The following is a 20,874-nucleotide window of genomic DNA, read 5'->3' on the forward strand; positions in this document are numbered from 1 at the left end:
TGAGCTATGCTGAAGAAACCGTAGAGATAAACTTGGTAAACTAAGCGTATTAATCGGAGTTTATCATGACCAAGAAAGTAAGAACCTACAGTGACGAATTTAAAGCAGAAGCTGTCAAGAAGATATCAGACAATAATGGCAATATCTCGGCTACCGCAAAGCAGCTTGGCATTGCCATGCAAACGCTATCAAATTGGCATAACAAAGCCAATCAAGGCAAGCTTATCGGCACAGAACAATATGATCCTGATCTTATGACAGCGCTTCAAGAAATAAAGCAGCTCAAGCGACAACTTAAAGTTGCCGAGGAGGAGCGAGAGATATTAAAAAAGGCCACGGCGTACTTCGCGAAAAACAGTTAGTAAAGTACGCCTTTATTAAGGATAACCAGCAGATATTTAGTATCACAGCTATGTGCCGTGTACTAAAGGTTAAGCATTCTAGCTACTACGACTGGCTGAGTCGTGATATCAGCGATCAACAGATACATCGCAACCAGTCTGAGCTGCTGGTTAAAGCCGCGCACAGTGAAACAAAGGAGCGCTATGGATATGAGCGTCTGCATGCGCATCTAAGTGAGCGAGGCCATGACATTAGCCTATACATGGTGAGACGCATCAAAGAAGAGCACGGCATCAAATGCCGACGTCATAAGCGCTTTAAAGTGACCACCGACTCTAATCACAACAAGCTGGTTTATCCAAACGTGCTCGATCAGCAGTTTGATGCCAAGCGTCCTAATGAGTCTTGGGTCAGTGACATTACTTATATCTGGACAAATGAGGGCTGGCTGTACTTAGCAGGGGTCAAAGATCTATACACCAAAGAGCTGGTTGGCTACGCCATTAATAAACGCATGACTGCTGATTTAGTCTGTCGTGCACTAAATATGGCAATCAAGAACAGACGACCAGGCAAAGGGCTGATTGTGCATTCTGACAGAGGCAGTCAGTACTGTAGCCACGCTTATCACAAAATCATCAAGCAGCATCAGTTTACAGGCTCAATGAGTGCTAAAGGCAACTGCTTTGACAACGCACCCATAGAAAGCTTCTGGGGCATATTAAAGAACGAGCTGGTGTATCACCAAGACTATAAAACTAGATTTGCCGCCATTACCGATATCATTGGATATATTGAACTATATTACAACCAAACGAGAACTCAAAAGAGCTTGGGCTATAAATCGCCAAGACAGGTGTGGTTTGATTATTATCGTCAAGCTGCGTAATTAAATCTCCCAAGTTTAACTGTACGGATTTGACGGCAGGGGTCAGTCAGCTTCCTATACTATAGCTTATAGTCGTTAACAAAACCTATAAACTACGGCTATTAAAACTTTAGTTTACGTCCAAGATTATCTATTTTGTGTTGCCAGAAATCTTAAGACCGTTCTCAGCGGCTCATCTAAGGTAGCTATAAATGCGAGTTATCACCATTCTAAATAAAATAGCCCTATTAGCTTTTTGATATTCTTATTAATTATTATTCAATAGCTGGGGCATGTTGAATACTCGCTATCAGCGCCTCTTTTTGAATGTTAAACACACTCTAATATAGCGAGATAAAAAGATTACCGCTAGCGAATTTTGCATGAAATTATTAATAGTCATTATCTATTAATTAAAAGCGCAGAAAATATGGTTTATTTGTCCAAATCTAACACAGAAATCCACCCTATGGTAAATATAGTCGATCGTCTATAAATTAGACCATACTCCAAACAAGCATAAATTCATGAGCATAGAATGATACACATAAAAAAACAGTCCATGATGGACTGTTTTTTTATGAATAATGCTAGGCTAAAATGATGATTAAACATTCACCGTCATAAATTAAGCGCGGTTTTTGTATTTACGAATCGTCTGTAGCTGTGCTACTGATTCAGCTAACGATGCCAAAGCGGCGTTGGTTTGTACCGTATCTGACTGGTTGACCAGCATTTGCTCCGCTTTCTTACGTGCTTCGACAATTTTGCTTTCGTCAAGATTATGGGCGCGCATCGCTGTATCAGCCAATACCGTAACCATCTTCGGTTGTACTTCTAACACGCCACCTGATACATAAATTACTTCTTCTTCACCGTTTGGTGTTTGCACGCGCATCGCACCCGGCTTTAGCAAAGTAATAAGCGGTGTGTGACCTGGCAATACACCAATCTCGCCTTCGGTACCAGTAGCTATTAACATGCTAATTTCGCCTGAATACAACTCTTCACGGGCACTTACGACGCGACATTGTAACGTTGCCATACTTAACTCCTTACTATCAAAGCGCAATCAAAAAACAGTAAAAACTGCGATGCGTTACTGATGAGTAGCTATAAATTTATATTATACCTACTCGTTAGCCAATGCTAATACCACTTACGCTGCAGAAGATTTCATTTTTTCTGCTTTAGCAACGACTTCATCGATGCCACCAGCCATATAGAATGCTTGCTCTGGCAAATCATCATACTCACCTGCGATGATTGCTTTAAAGCTAGCAATGGTATCGCGTAGTGGTACATATTTACCAGGTGCACCCGTAAAGACTTCGGCTACGTGGAATGGCTGCGATAAGAAGCGCTGAATCTTACGCGAACGATAAACGACTAGCTTATCTTCTTCTGATAACTCATCCATACCCAAGATTGCGATGATGTCTTTTAGCTCTCGATAGCGCTGCAAGATTTCCTGTACACCGCGAGCAACGTTGTAATGCTCTTCACCGATAACCAATGGATCTAGCTGACGTGAGGTTGAATCCAGTGGATCAACCGCAGGATAGATACCTTGTGAGGCGATATCACGGCTTAGTACAACAGTCGCATCCAAATGGGCAAACGTCGTTGCTGGTGATGGATCCGTCAAATCATCCGCAGGTACATATACGGCTTGAACTGATGTAATAGAACCTGACTGCGTTGACGTAATACGCTCTTGCAGCATACCCATCTCTTCAGCTAGTGTTGGCTGATAACCGACCGCTGATGGCATACGACCAAGCAATGCTGATACTTCAGTACCGGCTAGTGTATAACGATAGATGTTATCAACGAATAGCAATACGTCACGACCTTTGCCAGTGGCAGGATCTTTGGTATCACGGAAGTACTCAGCCATGGTCAAACCAGAAAGTGCAACACGTAAACGGTTACCCGGTGGCTCATTCATCTGACCATATACCATCGCAACTTTAGATTTGCTAAAGTCTTCAGTGTTTACAACGCCAGCTTCTTGCATTTCGTGATAGAAATCGTTCCCTTCACGCGTACGCTCACCAACGCCAGCAAATACTGACAAACCTTCGTGTTTAAGAGCGATGTTGTTGATCAATTCCATCATGTTGACGGTTTTACCAACACCAGCACCACCAAACAGACCAACTTTACCACCTTTAGCGAACGGGCAAAGTAGATCGATAACTTTAATACCAGTCTCTAACAGCTCAGTGCTGTTTGACTGATCCGCGTAGCTTGGCGCTTCACGGTGGATAGACCATTTTTCATCAGCCTGTACAGGACCTTCTTCATCGATAGGACGACCAAGAACATCCATAATGCGACCAAGCGTACCGATACCAACGGGTACTGCAATAGGTGCACCAGTGTTGGTAACCGGTAGGTTACGCTTTAGGCCTTCGGTTGATCCCATGGCAATAGTACGTACGATGCCATCACCTAGCTGTTGCTGTACTTCTAGGGTGGTTTCGGTACCGTCTACTTGCAAGGCATCATAAATTTGAGGAACTTCGTTACGGTTGAACTCAACGTCAAGAACCGCGCCAATAATCTGTACAATACGACCGCTACTCATTGCGTTCTCCTTGAACTTCTGTATATAGTGGGTTTCATAAGGGGTTTCAATTATGAAACAGCAGCAGCACCGCCAACGATTTCCGAGATTTCTCGAGTAATCGCCGCTTGACGCAGCTTATTATAAACCAACTGTAAATCGTTAATTAGGTCACCAGCATTATCTGTCGCCGCTTTCATCGCAACCATACGCGAAGACTGCTCAGAAGCAATGTTTTCCATTACTGCTTGATAGACAATCGACTCAATATAACGACCAAGCAATTCATCAATCAACGTCTTGATGTCAGGCTCGTAGATATAATCCCAGCTCAGTTCTGTCTCTATGCCGCTTTCTCCATCACCAAATGAGCCCTCTGGTAGAGGCACCAACTGAGTGACGGTTGGCTTTTGAGTCATGGCATTAACGAATTTGTTATATACCACATAGATACGGTCGATATTACCGTTACTATAGTCCTCAAGCATGGCCTGAACCGGCGCATTTAATTGCTCAAACGTTGGCTTGTCGCCATAGTCGGTCACGGCTGAAGTGACTTTGCCACCGAAGTTTTTGAAGAAACTGACGCCTTTGGCACCGATGACTGCGAACTCGGCTTGAACAGACTGATCTTGATACTCATGAATGCTTTTGGTTAGTGCTTTAAATAGGTTAATATTCAAACCACCCGCGAGACCACGATCAGAGGTAACGACAATGTAGCCGACCTTGTTGACCGGACGCGATACCATATAAGGATGTTTGTAGTCTGATGAGGCATGCACCAAATGTGAAATAACCCGGCGCATACTATCAGCATACGGGCGACCCACTTCCATGCGCTCTTGGGCACGGCGCATCTTACTTGCTGCTACCATTTGCATAGCGCGAGTAATTTTTTGGGTGCTTTTAATACTGGTGACTTTGGCACGTATCTCTTTTAAGCTTGCCATAATGATTCCAATATAAGAGGGTTAAAAAGCATTGGCGCCTGCAACAAATTTTTAATATAAAACATTGAACGGTTAGAATAATATTTTAAATCTTGTGGCAACACGCGATCTAATACCATGATGGTTAATGCGGTGGCGCGCTACTGTCTCAGCAAAAGCTTATCAGACAACGCGCCACATTATAAGCTATCAATGACAGCCATAACCAATTCGGCTTAACCCGTTAACTTAGTATTTGCTAACTTAGTAACTGTGATTTTGTTTAAAGGTCTCTAAAGCTGACTTTAAACGACCTGCGATATCATCATTATAGTTCGCAGTATCATCAATCTCGCGCATCAATTCACTTTGCTCATCATGCATATAACGTAAGTAAGCTTCTTCGAAAGCACCGATTTTTTCAACAGGTACGTCTGATAAGAAACCTTCGTTTGATGCATAAATAACCGCTGCTTGCTCAGAGATAGACATTGGCTGATATTGCTTCTGTTTCATCAGTTCAGTCACACGCTCGCCATGATCAAGCTGCTCGCGCGTTGCGTCATCAAGATCAGAGGCAAACTGAGCAAACGCTGCTAGTTCACGATACTGAGCTAGTGCGGTACGAATACCACCAGAGAGCTTTTTGATAATCTTCGTCTGAGCAGCACCACCGACACGCGATACCGAGATACCAGCGTTAACTGCTGGACGGATACCTGAGTTGAATAGGCTAGACTCTAAGAAGATCTGACCATCAGTGATTGAAATCACGTTAGTCGGTACGAATGCAGAGACGTCACCCGCTTGGGTTTCAATGATAGGTAGCGCGGTTAAAGAACCCGTTTTACCAACCACTTCACCATTAGTGAATTTTTCTACGTACGCGGCGTTTACGCGTGATGCACGCTCAAGTAAACGTGAGTGTAAGTAGAATACGTCACCAGGATAGGCTTCACGACCTGGCGGACGACGTAGCAATAGTGAGATTTGACGATAAGCAACGGCTTGTTTTGATAAGTCATCAAATACAATCAGCGCATCTTCGCCGCGGTCACGGAAGTATTCGCCCATCGTACAACCTGAGTACGGTGCGATATATTGAAGTGCTGCTGGCTCTGACGCTGAAGCGACAACCACAGTGGTATATTCAAGCGCACCAGTTTGCTCAAGCTTACGTACCACGTTAGCAATGGTAGAACGTTTTTGACCGATTGCCACGTAGACACACTTAATACCAGAGGCTTTTTGGGCAATGATCGCATCGATAGCCATGGCGGTTTTACCCGTCTGACGGTCACCAATGATAAGCTCACGCTGACCACGACCGATTGGAATCATGGTATCAACGGCTTTATAACCCGTCATGACTGGTTGATCAACTGATTGACGGTCAATTACGCCCGGGGCGATTTTTTCGACTTTATCAGTCATCTTGGCATCGATAGGACCTTTGCCATCAATAGGGTTACCTAAAGCATCAACAACACGGCCTAGCAACTCAGGACCTACGGGTACTTCCAAAATGCGACCAGTACAATAGGCTTTTTGACCTTCTTGTAGTTTTAGGAAGTCGCCTAATACTACTGCACCAACAGAATCACGCTCTAAGTTAAGCGCCATTCCGTAGATTTCACCTTCAAACTCAATCATTTCGCCGTACATGGCATCTTCAAGACCATGAATCTGCACGATACCGTCAGATACTTTGACAATCGTGCCTTCATTCTTTGCAGTTGCACCCGCATCAAGGTCTTGAATACGCTGCTTAATCAGATTACTGATTTCCGCTGGATTCAATTGTTGCATTGCCTTGTTTCCTTTAATTTATGATAACCCGCCACTGACTTAAATGCTCTTATATCACGCAAGCTTTATTAAGCTGCACGGATGATTGGCATTAGGCCGTTAGCTGTGTTTTTAACTGTTGTAACTTGCCACGCATCGAATCATCGATAACTTTGTCACCGACTTTAATCGTAGCGCCCGCCAATAGATTTGGATCAACCGACTCGTGAATCACTACGCTCGCATTGAGCGAGTCAGCAAGACGCGTTTGCAGCGTCTGACGCTGAGCATCGGTTAATGGATAAGCAGAGGTCACATAAGCGTCAAGCTGCTTTAAGCTTATTGCCTTGTGACGGCGATAATGCTCATAAACTTCAGGAAGCAGCGCCAGACGCTCTTGTTCTGATAACTGTTTAACGAAGTTACTAAGTGCTACTGATACTTTAGGATAGCTGGCGTTTTGGTCATGACGAGCCCCTTGGGTCTCACCTAATAACTGCTTAAAAGCAGAATCATTCACGCTAGCTACTTGCGTATCATAAAGATCGACCAAAGCAGCTGACTTATGCTCAGCAGAAACAGCTGGATTGTCTAGCCAAGTACTGAACGACTTGTCATTGACAACGGTAGCGGCAATAAATAAGAAGTTTTCCCACTCATTTACTACCCCGTTTTCATTGGCATAGTCAAACGCGGCTTTAGCGTACGGTCGTGCTAAGGTTGATAAGTCAGCCATGATATCCTCACAATTACAGCTTCGCCGCCAGTTGGTCTAACATACTGGCATGTTTTTGCACATCGACTTTGTCTTGCAAAATCTTTTCAGCACCAAGTACAGCCAGTTCAGCAACTTGGGCACGCAATGATTCGCGCGCTTGATTGATTTCTTGGTCGATAGAGGCTTGCGCTTGTTGACGAATGCGTTCGCCTTCCGCTTGGGCTTGCAATTTTGCATCTTCAACAAGCTGATTGGCGCTCTTGTTCGCTTGCTCAATTAGCGCAGCAGCTTTAGTTTTTGCAACATCAAGCTCCTGCTGTACATTTTGCTCCGCGGTCGCTAAATCTGCTTTTGCTTTTTCTGCGGCGTTTAAGCCTTCAGCGATTTTACGCTGACGCTCATTAATGGCACCGATAAGTGGTGGCCACACGAATTTCATGCAAAAAATCACAAATATTGCAAAAGCAATGGCTTGACCGATGAGGGTAGAATTGATATTCACGTGATCACCTCTTTGTTAATGAAAAATCAGTTTCATTGATCATATTTGATAGCCAAACTTTGGCTATGTTTAATATACAAACTTTGACCACCAAACATTTACAACTGAGCTTTCTGATTAACCTGCTAGAGGGTTAGCGAACAACAATAGCATAGCAATACCAACACCAATCATCGGTACGGCATCAAGTAGACCTGCCACGATGAACATACGAGTTTGCAGTTGTGAACCAAGTTCTGGTTGACGTGCAACACCTTCTAAGAACTTGCCGCCTAGAATAGCAAAACCAATCCCTGTGCCAAGTGCGCCAAGACCGATAAGCAGTGCTACTGCGATAACTGTGTAACCACCTAATACTGGATCCATTGATGTATCCTCATTTACCTATTGAATGTATATAATTAATGTTCAGTTGATGATGCAAGCGACATATAAACTATCGTCAACATCATGAATACGAACGCTTGAAGGGTAATAATTAAGATGTGGAAAATCGCCCACGGCACCGATAACGCCCATTGAATCCAAAACGGCATCAGGGCAATCAATACGAAGATTAGCTCCCCAGCATACATGTTACCGAACAGACGCAAACCTAGTGAAATGGGTTTGGCGATCAAAGTAACAAACTCTAAGATAAAGTTGATGGGGATTAAAATGATTTGCATGATTGGGTTTTTGGCGCTAAACGGATGCAGTGTTAACTCACCGATAAAACCACCCAACCCTTTTTCTTTAATACTGTAGTAAATAATCAACGCAAAGACAGAAAATGACATGCCTAGGGTGATATTAGGGTCAGTCGTTGGTACAATCTTGAAGAACACGTGATGTGGATCATGACCCATCGCAGCGCCAACTTGACCTGCTAGACTTGGAATGAAGTCGATAGGCAATAAATCCATCAAGTTCATTAAGAAAATCCATACAAAAATGGTCAACGCTAGCGGCGCAATCAATTTTGACGTACCACTATAAGAATCACGGACGTTGTTATCAACAAACTCAACGATCATCTCAACCGCTGCTTGAGTTTTGCCGGGAACGCCTGAAGTAACTTTTTTGGCAACCATCCAAAAGATGGCACAAAATAAAATACCCAGACCGATTGACCATAACATGGAGTCAAGATGGATAGCTTTAAAACCCATTAACCCTGCTTCTTCAGCAGTATAGGCAACTTTCCAACCTTCGCCCGGCAGATAGCCGTACGTCCAATTCGTTAAGTGGTGAGAGATATATTCTGATGATGCTTGCTCGGATGCCATAATGTCAGCTTCTTATTAATCAACGATTTAATCAACTACCAAAAAATATGGTTGTCATCTGATGAGGCGTTTGCGTTGTCACCAATCTGCGATTAAGCAAATCCAGAAAAACACTTACAGCCCTCATGTAACCAATAACATCCAACCCATAGCTCTATAACTACTCTGTTATTCTTAAATAATTAAGCGGAATAACCAATTTTTTTATTGCGGCGGCTCAATTTGATAGTCATGGATAAATTTTAGCTATCAAAAAAGGGCGCACGATTATTCATTAATGGCCCTTTAATGTTTATATCGAATAGGTGTCTGCTTCTGCCGATCTTTTCAGGCAAACGCTCAATATGGCGTCCAGAAACAAAGCAGTTAGCTGCCTATATTAATGCAGCGTTGTATTCGTGTAAAGTCTATTATGACTTTTTTATCCGCTGTATGAACCAGTTAGCGGCTATTGACCTTTGGTGGCATGGGTTTGCATCATTCGTTAAAATGTAAAAATAAAATTATAAGTAATAGCAATTAACCAAACTATCTATTATCTATAACACTATTTTTACTTTTTACGGTAATTTCAACGACTTATAGCAGTAACTTATAAGTCCATACCTTAACGTCAAATCAGTTATTTGTCATTCTTTTGGCTTTGTGAAGCTAGCCATAGAGAAGTTGGACGGCAGGATGACTTATCTAACGCTAATAGATACTTACTCACGTCAATACTGATCGTAAAGAGTACTAGCGTATGTGCCACAACATCCAACTGTGACTAATTTGCATTACCATAAAACCGATGAACAACGCAGGCGCTGCTAGGGGTTGTACGGTAATAAAAATTAGTGCGAAACCAAACACTGTCAGTAGCCATTTGACCATCTGACCTCGATATAGCTGGCTGACAATATGCCGGCGCGCGCGATATCCAGTATGCCAAAAGATAAAACTTGCAAAGACGGCTTGTGTGGCATAACTAAGTAGCGCACCGATCGCGGTACTTTTTGCTACTATCAGCCCACTGTCGAGCCAGGTCACATCTACTACCCAACCAATAATAATCAGGATAAATAAAATCCATGCTTGGCGTTTCAGGTAGATGCCAATCTCATCTTTTTGCGTGCGTTTGGCAGGCTTGGTCATCAGCAGCTATCCTATAGTATTGGGATAATGTCGCATATTTGCCACGATTTTATCCGTGACCAGTTTATCCATGACCACTTTATGCATGAAAAGTCACTATACAGACGTTGCCTTTTAACCAAAATAAAACGCCACTTATTATAGGGAGCGCGCGCGCGATTAGCAAGTAAAATATGCGTCTTATCAAGCATTTGATTGTTTAGCGCTAACGCTTCCTCTAAAAACTTAGTAAAGCCTAGCTATGGCATGTCCTCCATTCAACTGATAACAGTCTAAATGGGCTAAAAATAGCTATGCGATACATTGACGGATTTGCTGCGCCATCGTCTGCCAGCCGCTAACAAAGTCTTGACTGTTACTCATGTCTTCAGCTTGCACGGTACTCTTTACCGGTTGTAGCTTAGCGAGCAACCCTTTAGCTGGTGCACTTGGACTAACCAAACACATTTGTTTGGCAGGACGCTGCTCATTTAGCCAGCGCAACTGACTGGCTTTTGGCGCTAAATGGTGATCGGTGCTAAGACTGCCGATGAGCTGTAGCTTTAAGCTGTCCTCCATATACTGATAAGCATCGTGATATGCCCAATAAGGCAATGTTTTTGACGCTGTGCTCTGCTTTGTGGCAAGCACTTCTTTATCCAGTCGCTGGGCAAATTTTTGCGCATTGGTATGATAGAGCTTTTTATACTCAGGATTGGCATGGCTATGAATCACCGCCAGCGCACGGGTGATGGCTTTGGCATTTTGAGGATCGAGCCAAATATGTGGGTCTAGGGTACCAGCGATAGGCTTGCCTTTGATATCGCGCAGTGGATGACGGTTAAAGGCGTCAAACTTGAATAAGGCAATGGCATTGGGCGCGCTATTGAGACTGGCGGCCAGATTGTTCTCTAGTGGCTCGCCAAACCATACCACAAACTTGCTGTCTTGAATGGCTTTTATGTCGCCCGGACTAATACTGCCGTGATGCCCCACCTCCCCTGCTTGCAATAATTGCTTGGCAGGCGGCGCACCATCAGTCACAGCTTGACTCAACAAGAATAATGGATAATTACTCACACTAACGGTGGCTGCTTGAGCGCTTAACGTCAAGCAGCTTAACGCGACTATCCCAGTAATGAGAAATCGTTGTAGTATAATGAATGAGCGTAAAAAATAGCTGAAAAATACATTCATAGTAGGGTCTTTATTATTAAGTGAAGGCGACTTGCCTGTTTTGTATTTCATTATGTTATACTATAACAATGAAAAACGCCATCATAAAAAGGCGTCATATTTTTTAGGAGTTTGTCCTATGTCCACTACTTCATCGACATGCGAACATTTGCATGATGTGCAACACTTCACCGCGCATGATGTAACCGAGCGCTTGACGGCGGCAAAAGAACAATGCCGCATAAGTGGTGTACGCTTTACGCTACTGCGCCAGCAGATATATCAGTTAGTATTGGCTGCCAATAAGCCGGTTGGTGCTTACGACTTGATCACGCAATTGCAGCAAATGCGCTTGTCAGAACCGGATACACAAGATTCGGCTCTCACCAATCAGACGCCAAAAAACGTCGCACCGCCGACGGTTTATCGTAGTTTGGAGTTTTTGTTGAGCGAAGGTTTGATACATCAACTGACCTCCATCAATGCTTATGTGCCCTGCTGTCACCCACGCGCCCAGCATACTGCCGCATTTTTAATCTGCGATCAGTGCCAGCGGGTTCAAGAATGTAGCAGCTTACCAGTACAAGAAATGATGAGCTTTGCGGAGCAAGATGTGGGCTTTATCGTCGCTCGTAGCGTCATTGAGCTCAGTGGTCGTTGCCAAGCATGCCAGTAAAGCTTGCTGTATTTTTTTATTAAGTACTGATCTAGGTACTTATTATTCAGTATTTAGCATTAAGTATTCAGCCATTTATCATTTACCAATATATTAGTCACTAGCCTATGAGCCTACCCACTTCATCATCAGAGCAATCGTCTGCCTCTATTAGTCTGGATAATAAGACCAGCCAAACTAACCAGCTGCTGAGCTTAAGCGATATCAGCTATGACATTGGTTCGCAACGCTTGTTATCACATATTAATATCGATATTGCCGTTAACGAGACAGTCAGTCTTATTGGGCCAAATGGCGCTGGTAAATCGACGTTGGTTAAGCTTATTTTAGGGTTGATTGAGCCAACTAAAGGGCAAATGACGCCCCATCATCAGTTACAGCTTGGCTATGTGCCGCAGCGCTTTGCGGTACCGCCGATATTGCCATTACGAGTCTGCGACTTATTGGCGCAGGCCGATAAGAAACGCTTAACGGCTGAGCAACGCCAGTTTATCTTTGATAATTTATCGTTGACGCACTTGCTATCACGGCAGATGTTGCACCTGTCAGGTGGTGAAACGCAGCGAGTTCTATTGGCCCGTGCCTTATTAGATAAGCCCAATTTATTGATTTTAGATGAGCCGATGCAAGGACTTGATCCTGATACCGAGGTTTGGCTTTATCAGTTCATTGATGAGCTGCCGGATTTCTTACGCTGTGCCATGCTAGTAGTGTCACACGATTTGCATTGGGTGATGAAAGGCAGCCGACGGGTAATTTGTCTAAATAAGCATATTTGCTGCGAGGGACAACCAAGCGAACTTGCCATTAGTAGTGAGTTTCAAAAGCTGTTTGGTCATCATTATGAGCAGCCTTATGTCCACCAGCCGCACGCCTGTGAACATCACGCGCCAAGCGAGTTGTAATCATCGAAACCAACCGACCAAAGCAAAAAGCTGCTTTACGATCTTTATTTTATAAACCGTTTATTGGATACACATTATGAGTGCTTGGTTAGCCATTATTGCGCCTGCTTGGATTGCTGGCAGTATCTTAGCACTGCTATCAGCGCCCCTCGGTTGTTTGGTATTGTGGCGACGCATGGCATTTTTTGCCGATGCCTTGGCGCATGGTACTTTGCTAGGCGTGGCCTTGGCCGTGTGGTGGCAGTTGCCCATGGGCATTGGTATTGCTTTGGTGAGCGTGATAGTGGTACTAGGACTCGTGCTCATAGATGATGAGCGTTTGCCCGTCGATTCCGTACTGGCGGTGGTTGCGGTGTCGCTGCTGTGCTTGGGGCTGTTAGCGCTGACCCAACTGACCGATCAGCAAGCCAACGTGCTGGGGTTTTTGTTTGGTAATTTGCTCGAGCTTGATTGGGCAGACTTACCCTTAATAGGCGGTAGTGTACTGGTAGGATTAGGTTTACTCGCCTATATTTGGCCGGCACAAATTAAGCTTGCTACTCACGAAGCGTTAGCACGGATTCAAGGCGTCAACCCAACACGCCAGCGGCTATTTTTTATGGGTTTATTGGCAGGGTTTTGTGCCATTGCCCTGCAAGCGGTGGGTAGCTTATTAATCAGTGGCTTGCTGGTACTACCGGCTTTAACGGCACGTTTATGGTCAGCATCGCCAAAGCAAATGGTGGTTATCGCGCTGCTTATCGCTCAGCTTGGCGTGACGCTAGGTGTTTGGGGCAGTATTTGGCTAGATATTCAAACTGGTCTGTCTATCGTACTGATATTGGCTATTTTATTCTTTGTAGCGCTGATTTTATCAAAGGTGCTAACGGCAAAATTTTGGACGATGCGCCAGTAGAGAGGCTCTTTAAAACTTTGTAGTAGAGACTTCTATAGTCTTTAGCGAATCATTATCCCTTTATCCAACTTTATTTCATCAATATGCTAGAGCTTTCATTCGCTTTATGATATAAACTTTCCCTGATGCTATTAGCGCGATAGTTAGTAGAATGCTGTTATTAATGATAAACATACTAAAGTGTGTCATCAATAACAGTGACCGATTTATCCATACTCGTTTTAACAGCAGTACTTGTTTTGATTCGATAAGGGACTGACCCAATGCTAAGCTATCCTGCCAATAACATCAGTACGCCAGATCAACAGCTAAATGTGCTACAAATCACGGATTTGCACCTGTCAACGCCCACCTCTGCGCTGGCAGATGACAACATTGACAATAGTTCCGATATATTTGTTTGTCAGCATAGTTTTGAAAAAATCATCGAACAAGCATTGAATGAAGATATCCGCTGTGACTTGATCGTGGTGACTGGCGACTTAGTCAATCAAGTACGGCCCGCTATTTACGACCATATTTTTGAAGTGTTGCAAGCGACCAATATCCCTTTTGCCTGTATTGCGGGCAATCATGATGTCACTGATGAGATCGGTTGCGATTTACCGTTTTTTCAGCGCGAACTCGTCGCCCAGCCGACCGATGCGCGTTTGCTCAGCCGACACGTTATTGAGACGGAGCACTGGCAATTACTATTACTGGATTCCTCTATTTCTGGCAAGGTGGCAGGAGAGGTGACCGCGACCGATATCGACTGGTTGTGTAGGCAGCTGCAAGGATGTAATAAGCCTGCGCTCATCGCCCTGCACCATCATGTTATCCCAGTAGAGTCTGACTGGATCGATATCCATATGGCAAAGAATACCGAGGCTTTTTGGCAGCATATGGCTCCGTTTGACCAATTAAAAGTAATCATTAGCGGTCATACCCATCAAGCGCAAGTACGCCATCGTCAAGGGGTCAGCGTTTATAGCACGCCGTCGACTTGCTATCAATTTAAGCCTTATAGAGACGATTTTGCTTACGATGAAAACGCGCGCCCCGGTTATCGCTGGTTGCAATTAGCCAACAATGGAGAGGTTGCAAGCTGGGTTAAAAGGTTGGATACTTGATGCCCAGTTTTCTCGGCGTCAAAAACACCATGATTGCCCTTGTCCATATGTTTGATTTAATACAAAAAATTTCGTCCATATGGTTGGCAAAATCAAACTTTGCTTTATGATAAGTGAATAACGATACTGATAAAACCAAACCGCGTTAGAACGGTAACGCGATTAATCATCAGCAAAATTATAATAGCTAGGATGGCTACATTGACCACAAGCTAAGTTTTCACAGTCAGTCATTTGTCGCATTATTTAGACCCAGCCATTTAAATAAAAATATGCATAACAATATACCTGACCATTGATATAAACATATCAATATAACCGTACGCTGAGTTCAGCTGTGTTACTTGTGTTACCAAGTGGTAAAACGTTTTATAAAGGGACAACTTATAGCGTTTGTTAAACTTATAACGTCTTGTCTTTTGATATGTCGTTTTATTGAATTAATTTGAAAAAGTAGGATACCCATATGAGCACCGTGACCACGAATACGAGTGATGTTAAGTTTACTCCTTATGTGCCTGCCAAAGACGAAGAGTATATGTCTGATGCGCAGTTAGAGCATTTTAAGGCTATTTTGTTGGATTGGAAGCAGCAACTGATTGGCGAAGCAGATCGCACCAAGACTTATATCCAAGATGAGTCTAGCGCCATGCCAGATATCAACGACCGCGCGACTCAAGAAGAAGAGTTTGCCTTGACGTTACGTACGCGTGACCGTGAGCGTAAACTCATTCGCAAAATCGATAAGTCTATGGCAGAAATTGAAAACGATGACTATGGTTTTTGTGAAACTTGCGGGGTAGAGATTGGCTTGCGCCGTCTTGAGGCTCGCCCAACGGCAACCCAATGTATCGACTGCAAGACGTTATCAGAGATCAAAGAGCGTCAAAACCAAGGTCATACCTAAACACGCCCTTATGTCAGTGCAGATAAATGCGTGCTGACAGGCTTTATAATAACGAGCGACCATTTATTGGTCGCTCGTTGCGTTTTATAAATTCCGTTCTATAGATAGCTTTTTTAGTTTACTGACAAAATAAGCCCATTTAATAAATATCTTTTTACTCTGTTCTTCTTTATTCTATATATTAATTAGCGTTGCACTTGGTGTGTTAATCTAAGAGTCAAAATATCCTAAAGACGCGACGCTATTGCTGATATCAATTTTTTATCGCCTCTGTCTGCAAAAGCACAGCAAGCCAGAAGAATTAATATTAGCAGTGCGTGATGGTTCGATATTACTTTTCACTGACTATAGCTACATTCTACTGCTTTGATGAGTAATTACCTTGATAACCCCTACTTTCTACTTTGCAAACGACTCGTATTCATATGCCCCATCAGCAACCACTACCCCCTCCTATCGGCCGCTTTGCGCCTTCACCCACGGGTGAGCTGCATCTTGGCTCCTTGACCACTGCGCTTGCCAGCTTTTGCCATATCAAGTCGCTCGGTGGTAAATGGCTGCTGCGTATCGAAGATACTGATACGGAACGCTGTGACAGACAGTTCACTGAGCAGATTCTTATAGATCTAGAAGTGCTCGGGCTACAGTGGGATGGAGATGTCATTTATCAGTCTGAGCGTATTGATATCTATAACGACTATTTATCATCAGACCTGCTACCACTAACTTATGACTGTCAGTGCTCACGTAAGGACTTGGAGCGCTACTGGTCTCAGCAAGCACAGCCATCTTCGACGACTCAAAACCTAGAGCCTCTACCAGCAGATTTGAATGCTACGGATATTAAGCAACTGCTACCCAATAGACAACGCTACCCACGCTGCTGCCTCAATGCCAATCTCGATCGTCAGCAACACAAGCTGCGCATACAACTGCCAGACTATAGCATTGGCTTTAATGATGGTATTCAGGGCTTGCAGTGGGACAATCCACAACAGACCTTAGGGGATATGGTGGTGCGCCGCAACGACGGCATGATCAATTATATCTTAGCCGCCAGCCTCGATGACGGGCTACAACAAGTCACTCATATTATGCGTGGATTGGACATTTTACCCATGACCACGGCTCAGATTAGTATCATGCAGGCAGCTAATTTACCGGCTATCGATCACTGGTATCATCTGCCCTTGATATGCAATCCTGATGGACAAAAGCTCTCCAAGCAGAACCTTGCACAACCGATTGATACTCGCGATCCAAGCCAATTGCTAAAGACCGCTCTTGAGTTATTACAGCAGCCAGCGGTCGATAGAGATACACCAACCCGTATGCTAGCGCAAGCAATTGCGCAATGGGATCATACCCCGCTCCAGGGCAAAAGCGCACTTAATCTGCACCATTATTAAAAAACAAAAAGCGCCGCTGCTGGCGACGCTTTTTGTCAAATAGTGGTCATCAAACATTAATCATGAAAATTCTTTTAACTTGCTAATTACCGAAGCGACTAATAATAACGGCACTGGCTTTTTTCGATCTCAGGGCTTTCTTTGTAAATCTTTAGCAGCAAGGCAACCATCACTAAGCTGATGAGCATGGATGAACCACCGTAGCTGAAAAATGGCATGGTCAAACCCTTAGTCGGAATCGCACCCATATTCATCGCCGCGTTAATAATTGTTTGCGCGATAAAGACCACACCGATACCAAAGGCGGTATAGCTCATACGCATCTGACGACGCTTGAGCGCGTTATAACTGATCCGCATTGCGCTACCGATAATGAGCGCCTCAAGCAGCAACACCATCGCGACCCCCACAAAACCCAACTCTTCACCCGTAATCGCTAATAAAAAATCCGTATGCGCCTCAGGTAAATGCGACAGTTTTTGTACGCTTTCACCATAACCAACGCCAGTAAACTGACCACGACCAAAGGCAATCAAACTGCGCGCGAGCTGATAATCGGTATCTTGCACATCGTCAAAGGGATCCAAAAACGACATCACACGTACCAAGCGATACTGTACCAACGTCACTGCCAGTACTGCTAACCCAGCCACCAAGCCGCCCAATGCCAAGAACTGCTTGTAAGGTGCGCCAGCGATATAAAATATCGCAAAAACAGTACCCACAATGACGACCAAAGAGCCAAAGTCTGGCTGCAATAACAGTAATAGCGTAATCATGCCGACCACTAAAAATATCCGTAAAAAGCCATCCCAGCCATTACGAACCTCAAAAGATCGACGCACGACAAAGTCAGATACGAATACAATCATGACCAGTTTGGCCAATTCTGCGACCTGAAAGTTTAAAAAACCTAAATTCAACCAACGCTTAGAGCCATTAATCGGTGTGCCAAACAAAGTTAAAAACAGCAAGCCTCCGGTAATCGCTAGTAGGATAAACTGGGTTTCTGTTTTATATAAGGTTCGTAGGGACACCAAGTAATAAGGAAAAGCAGCGGCGATCAGGCCGATTCCCATATAGAGCAGCTGATTTCTAAAAAAATGCAGCTCTGTCATGCCGCGACTGAGCGCAAAGGGAATAGAGGCAGAAGCAACCATCAGCAGACTGAGCACCAGCATACAGCCGACACTCGATATTAAAATTGCTCGCGCTGATGGCATAGAAAGAATGCCATCTGAGCCAGAGGCCTGCTGCGATTGGGAAGACGAACGAAAAAGAGAGGAGAGGGCCATAATTTTATATACACTAACAAACGAAAAAACACGGCGTTTATGCAACGCCACCGTATAAAAAATATAAAGTAGATCGTACCGCACGGGCTATAACGGCCACTTGTCTAAAAAACAGCTACTAGAAAACAGCTCATTCATAAATTACTATTAGGGCGTGTCTTCAGAGAACACGCCCTAGAAAGACGACGCCTATCTTGCCGTCTATCCTAGAATCATCGACTTATTATCAACTGAATAATAAAATCGACAACTTGCCTGACTGATTATTATTGACAGTAGCAGTAATCTATAAGCAAAACAATCATTTATCAACAAAATGCGATTGGTTATTCGCTGCGGTGTCCGTAGGGCTATGTAGTTGCCAAATACTTGGCTTATGCTATTTAAATGCCTTTCTCTAACTGGCTGACCAGCTGGCTAAAATGCTCACCACGAGCGGCGTAACCACTAAATTGATCAAAGCTGGCACAGGCTGGCGATAATAACACGGCTTGCACTTGTGACAAGCTGCTTATAGTGACTTGCTGAATAGTGGCAAACGCATTTTCTAAGGTCTGGCATTGATGCAGCGCCACTTCATCGCTTAATTTAGCCGCGCGTAGATGCTGCTCAATCTGCTTGGCATCCTCACCAATAAACAGCACTTGGCTGACGTATTGATTGATAAAGGGCGTCAATTCACCAAATTGTTGACCTTTACCCTGCCCACCTAAGATTAACAACAGCTTGCCGTCTTTTGGCGCATAGACTGCACCTAAGCCTTCGATAGCGGCCATGGTCGAGCCAATATTGGTGCCTTTTGAATCGTTAAAGTAATCAATACCCGCCGCAGTAGCGACATATTGGCAGCGATGCTCGAGACCTGTGAACTGCTGCAAGGTATTTAGCATGCTATCCAGCGGTAAGCCAGCAAGCTCACCCAGCGCCAAAGCCGCTTGTGCATTCAACAGATTATGACGACCTTTAATTGGCAGTTTGTCCGCTGATAGTAAGCGCTCGGTCCCGCGTGCAAGATAAATCTGTCCCTCTGGATCGGTGATGAGGCCATAGTGACCTTTATCAGGAGCATGGATACCCGTGCTCAGCCGTGGCAAATTGTCAGCCACTAACGGACGAGTCAGCGCATCTTCTCGATTGATTACCACCGATTTGGCACCTTGAAAGATACGATGCTTGGCCTGATGGTAACCAAGCATATCCCCATGGCGATCTAGGTGATCGGGCGACATATTAAGAACGGTTGCCACTTGCGCTCCCAAATTGCTCACCGTCTCTAACTGGAAGCTGGATAGTTCAAGCACCGCCAATTGCATATCAGGGTTGGCAAGAAGAGTAAGGGCTGGCACGCCGATATTACCACCGACGCCCACATTGACACCGGCATCTGCCGCCATCTGTCCGACCAAAGTCGTCACCGTGCTTTTGGCATTAGAGCCAGTAATAGCAACGATCGGTACGGTACAGGCTTCGCAGAACAGCTGAATATCGCTGACCACTGGAATATTGGCGCGACGGGCAGCGGCAACCGCATCGGTATCCAAAGAAATGCCTGGGCTAATAATAATCCGTGCCGCTTGCTGCAGCAATTCTGCATCTATAGCCCCAAATTGACGAATATCAACGGCTGCTGGCAACTGGTCGGCTAAGGTAGGCTGCGACTGATTATCAGTGACTGCCACACGGTAGCCTTGCTTGGTAAGATAGTTCGCGACTGACAGCCCTGACTGTCCCAAACCGACCACAACTTGTAGACCACTGCCCTTATGAAGTAAGGTTTCTGTTGCGTTAAGGGTGGTCATATCTCTTCCTCTTATTGGACGAACAAAATGGCATCAAGCACGCGCGTGGTTTAGCTGTCTGCATGATGCTATTAAAATGAAGATCATCATAACGGTATCGTTCAGATTTCGGTACTGGTTTTTTATGACTTTGTGCTATTATGCGGCTGTTTTTATATTGACTAGCTAATGCTATAATATCAGTCTAAACAGATATTTGGGCTGAGGGTTTTAGCTAAGTATTTTAGTTTAGCATGTTGTCACATTTATCGCGCTATTGTCACGCTTCTTCCGCAACGATTCATATCGCGGTCATGAGGTGGCAGACCCTAGCTGCGATCTACTTATGCGCTTTTGTCTGATAGATTATTTATCTCCTTCTACCGCGTTGCCCCATGGCGGCTCTTATACTTTATTTTAGACACTGTATTTTAATACACTATATTTTAGGCCTTATATTTTAGGCATTGTCATCGTATTGGCTATTGGTGAGCGTATTAGCGATACCCGTCAATAAATCGATGAGCGCGTTGCTACACCATCATCCGCAAATAATGGCGCAACCGCAGCATACAAAAACGTTTAATAGCACTGATTATAACGACTTATAACAACGCG

19 protein-coding genes are annotated in these 20,874 nt (G+C 44.3%); 7 read left to right on the forward strand and 12 right to left on the reverse strand.

Going from position 1 to position 20,874, the window contains the following annotated elements; genetic code table 11:
- Positions 1 to 65 precede the first annotated feature (65 nt).
- Positions 66 to 1,231, forward strand: a protein-coding gene (locus W293_RS0105185; protein ID WP_156915601.1) for an IS3 family transposase whose coding sequence is annotated in 2 segments (ribosomal slippage) — positions 66 to 324 and positions 324 to 1,231 — 1,167 coding nt in all. Because the reading frame shifts where the segments join, the coding sequence is not laid out codon by codon here.
- 607 nt (positions 1,232 to 1,838) lie between these two features.
- On the opposite strand, the gene W293_RS0105190 is transcribed toward W293_RS0105185, so the two are convergent.
- From W293_RS0105190 to W293_RS0105235, 10 genes are all read right to left on the reverse strand, one after another.
- Positions 1,839 to 2,255 (reverse strand): F0F1 ATP synthase subunit epsilon, encoded by a 417-nt coding sequence (locus W293_RS0105190; protein WP_021812807.1) that lies wholly within the window; start codon positions 2,253 to 2,255, stop codon positions 1,839 to 1,841.
- 114 nt (positions 2,256 to 2,369) lie between these two features.
- Entirely contained in the window at positions 2,370 to 3,803 is a 1,434-nt protein-coding gene (gene atpD, locus W293_RS0105195) for a F0F1 ATP synthase subunit beta (RefSeq protein ID WP_025651432.1), read from the reverse strand.
- Positions 3,804 to 3,853: 50 nt separating this feature from the next.
- Positions 3,854 to 4,735, reverse strand: coding sequence for a F0F1 ATP synthase subunit gamma (gene atpG / locus W293_RS0105200; protein WP_025651433.1), 882 nt, complete (start codon positions 4,733 to 4,735; stop codon positions 3,854 to 3,856).
- Between the two features lie 243 nt (positions 4,736 to 4,978).
- Complete coding sequence (gene atpA, locus W293_RS0105205) at positions 4,979 to 6,523, reverse strand: F0F1 ATP synthase subunit alpha (protein ID WP_025651434.1); 1,545 nt, start codon at positions 6,521 to 6,523, stop codon at positions 4,979 to 4,981.
- 91 nt (positions 6,524 to 6,614) lie between these two features.
- Positions 6,615 to 7,238 (reverse strand): F0F1 ATP synthase subunit delta, encoded by a 624-nt coding sequence (locus W293_RS0105210; RefSeq protein ID WP_025651435.1) that lies wholly within the window; start codon positions 7,236 to 7,238, stop codon positions 6,615 to 6,617.
- A gap of 13 nt (positions 7,239 to 7,251) precedes the next feature.
- Entirely contained in the window at positions 7,252 to 7,722 is a 471-nt protein-coding gene (locus tag W293_RS0105215; protein ID WP_025651436.1) for a F0F1 ATP synthase subunit B, read from the reverse strand.
- A 117-nt stretch (positions 7,723 to 7,839) separates the two neighbouring features.
- Positions 7,840 to 8,088, reverse strand: coding sequence for a F0F1 ATP synthase subunit C (atpE, locus tag W293_RS0105220; RefSeq protein ID WP_025651437.1), 249 nt, complete (start codon positions 8,086 to 8,088; stop codon positions 7,840 to 7,842).
- Positions 8,089 to 8,123: 35 nt separating this feature from the next.
- Complete coding sequence (gene atpB / locus W293_RS0105225) at positions 8,124 to 8,990, reverse strand: F0F1 ATP synthase subunit A (RefSeq protein WP_025651438.1); 867 nt, start codon at positions 8,988 to 8,990, stop codon at positions 8,124 to 8,126.
- Positions 8,991 to 9,725: 735 nt separating this feature from the next.
- Positions 9,726 to 10,124 carry an ATP synthase subunit I gene (locus tag W293_RS0105230; RefSeq protein ID WP_025651440.1) on the reverse strand — a complete coding sequence of 133 codons (399 nt, stop codon included), beginning with the start codon at positions 10,122 to 10,124 and terminating at the stop codon, positions 9,726 to 9,728.
- A 291-nt stretch (positions 10,125 to 10,415) separates the two neighbouring features.
- Positions 10,416 to 11,351, reverse strand: coding sequence for a metal ABC transporter solute-binding protein, Zn/Mn family (locus tag W293_RS0105235; RefSeq protein ID WP_025651441.1), 936 nt, complete (start codon positions 11,349 to 11,351; stop codon positions 10,416 to 10,418).
- 67 nt (positions 11,352 to 11,418) lie between these two features.
- Between W293_RS0105235 and W293_RS0105240 the strand changes: the two genes are divergently transcribed.
- From W293_RS0105240 to gluQRS, 6 genes are all read left to right on the forward strand, one after another.
- Positions 11,419 to 11,955 carry a Fur family transcriptional regulator gene (locus tag W293_RS0105240; protein ID WP_025651442.1) on the forward strand — a complete coding sequence of 179 codons (537 nt, stop codon included), beginning with the start codon at positions 11,419 to 11,421 and terminating at the stop codon, positions 11,953 to 11,955.
- 107 nt (positions 11,956 to 12,062) lie between these two features.
- Complete coding sequence (locus W293_RS0105245) at positions 12,063 to 12,860, forward strand: metal ABC transporter ATP-binding protein (RefSeq protein ID WP_025651443.1); 798 nt, start codon at positions 12,063 to 12,065, stop codon at positions 12,858 to 12,860.
- A 76-nt stretch (positions 12,861 to 12,936) separates the two neighbouring features.
- Positions 12,937 to 13,755 carry a metal ABC transporter permease gene (locus W293_RS0105250; protein ID WP_025651444.1) on the forward strand — a complete coding sequence of 273 codons (819 nt, stop codon included), beginning with the start codon at positions 12,937 to 12,939 and terminating at the stop codon, positions 13,753 to 13,755.
- A gap of 263 nt (positions 13,756 to 14,018) precedes the next feature.
- Positions 14,019 to 14,867, forward strand: coding sequence for a metallophosphoesterase (locus W293_RS0105255; protein WP_025651446.1), 849 nt, complete (start codon positions 14,019 to 14,021; stop codon positions 14,865 to 14,867).
- Positions 14,868 to 15,333: 466 nt separating this feature from the next.
- Positions 15,334 to 15,774: an RNA polymerase-binding protein DksA gene (gene dksA / locus W293_RS0105265; RefSeq protein ID WP_025651447.1), complete on the forward strand. Its 441-nt coding sequence runs from the start codon at positions 15,334 to 15,336 to the stop codon at positions 15,772 to 15,774.
- A gap of 425 nt (positions 15,775 to 16,199) precedes the next feature.
- Positions 16,200 to 17,183, forward strand: coding sequence for a tRNA glutamyl-Q(34) synthetase GluQRS (gene gluQRS / locus W293_RS0105270; RefSeq protein WP_025651448.1), 984 nt, complete (start codon positions 16,200 to 16,202; stop codon positions 17,181 to 17,183).
- Between the two features lie 98 nt (positions 17,184 to 17,281).
- Here the strand turns inward: gluQRS and ftsW are convergent, their stop codons facing one another.
- Entirely contained in the window at positions 17,282 to 18,478 is a 1,197-nt protein-coding gene (gene ftsW, locus W293_RS0105275; protein ID WP_198015422.1) for a putative lipid II flippase FtsW, read from the reverse strand.
- 383 nt (positions 18,479 to 18,861) lie between these two features.
- Complete coding sequence (gene murD / locus W293_RS0105280) at positions 18,862 to 20,277, reverse strand: UDP-N-acetylmuramoyl-L-alanine--D-glutamate ligase (protein WP_025651450.1); 1,416 nt, start codon at positions 20,275 to 20,277, stop codon at positions 18,862 to 18,864.
- Positions 20,278 to 20,874 lie beyond the last annotated feature (597 nt).

Source organism: Psychrobacter sp. TB67 (assembly GCF_000511065.1).
GTDB classification, from domain to species: Bacteria; Pseudomonadota; Gammaproteobacteria; order Pseudomonadales; family Moraxellaceae; genus Psychrobacter; species Psychrobacter okhotskensis.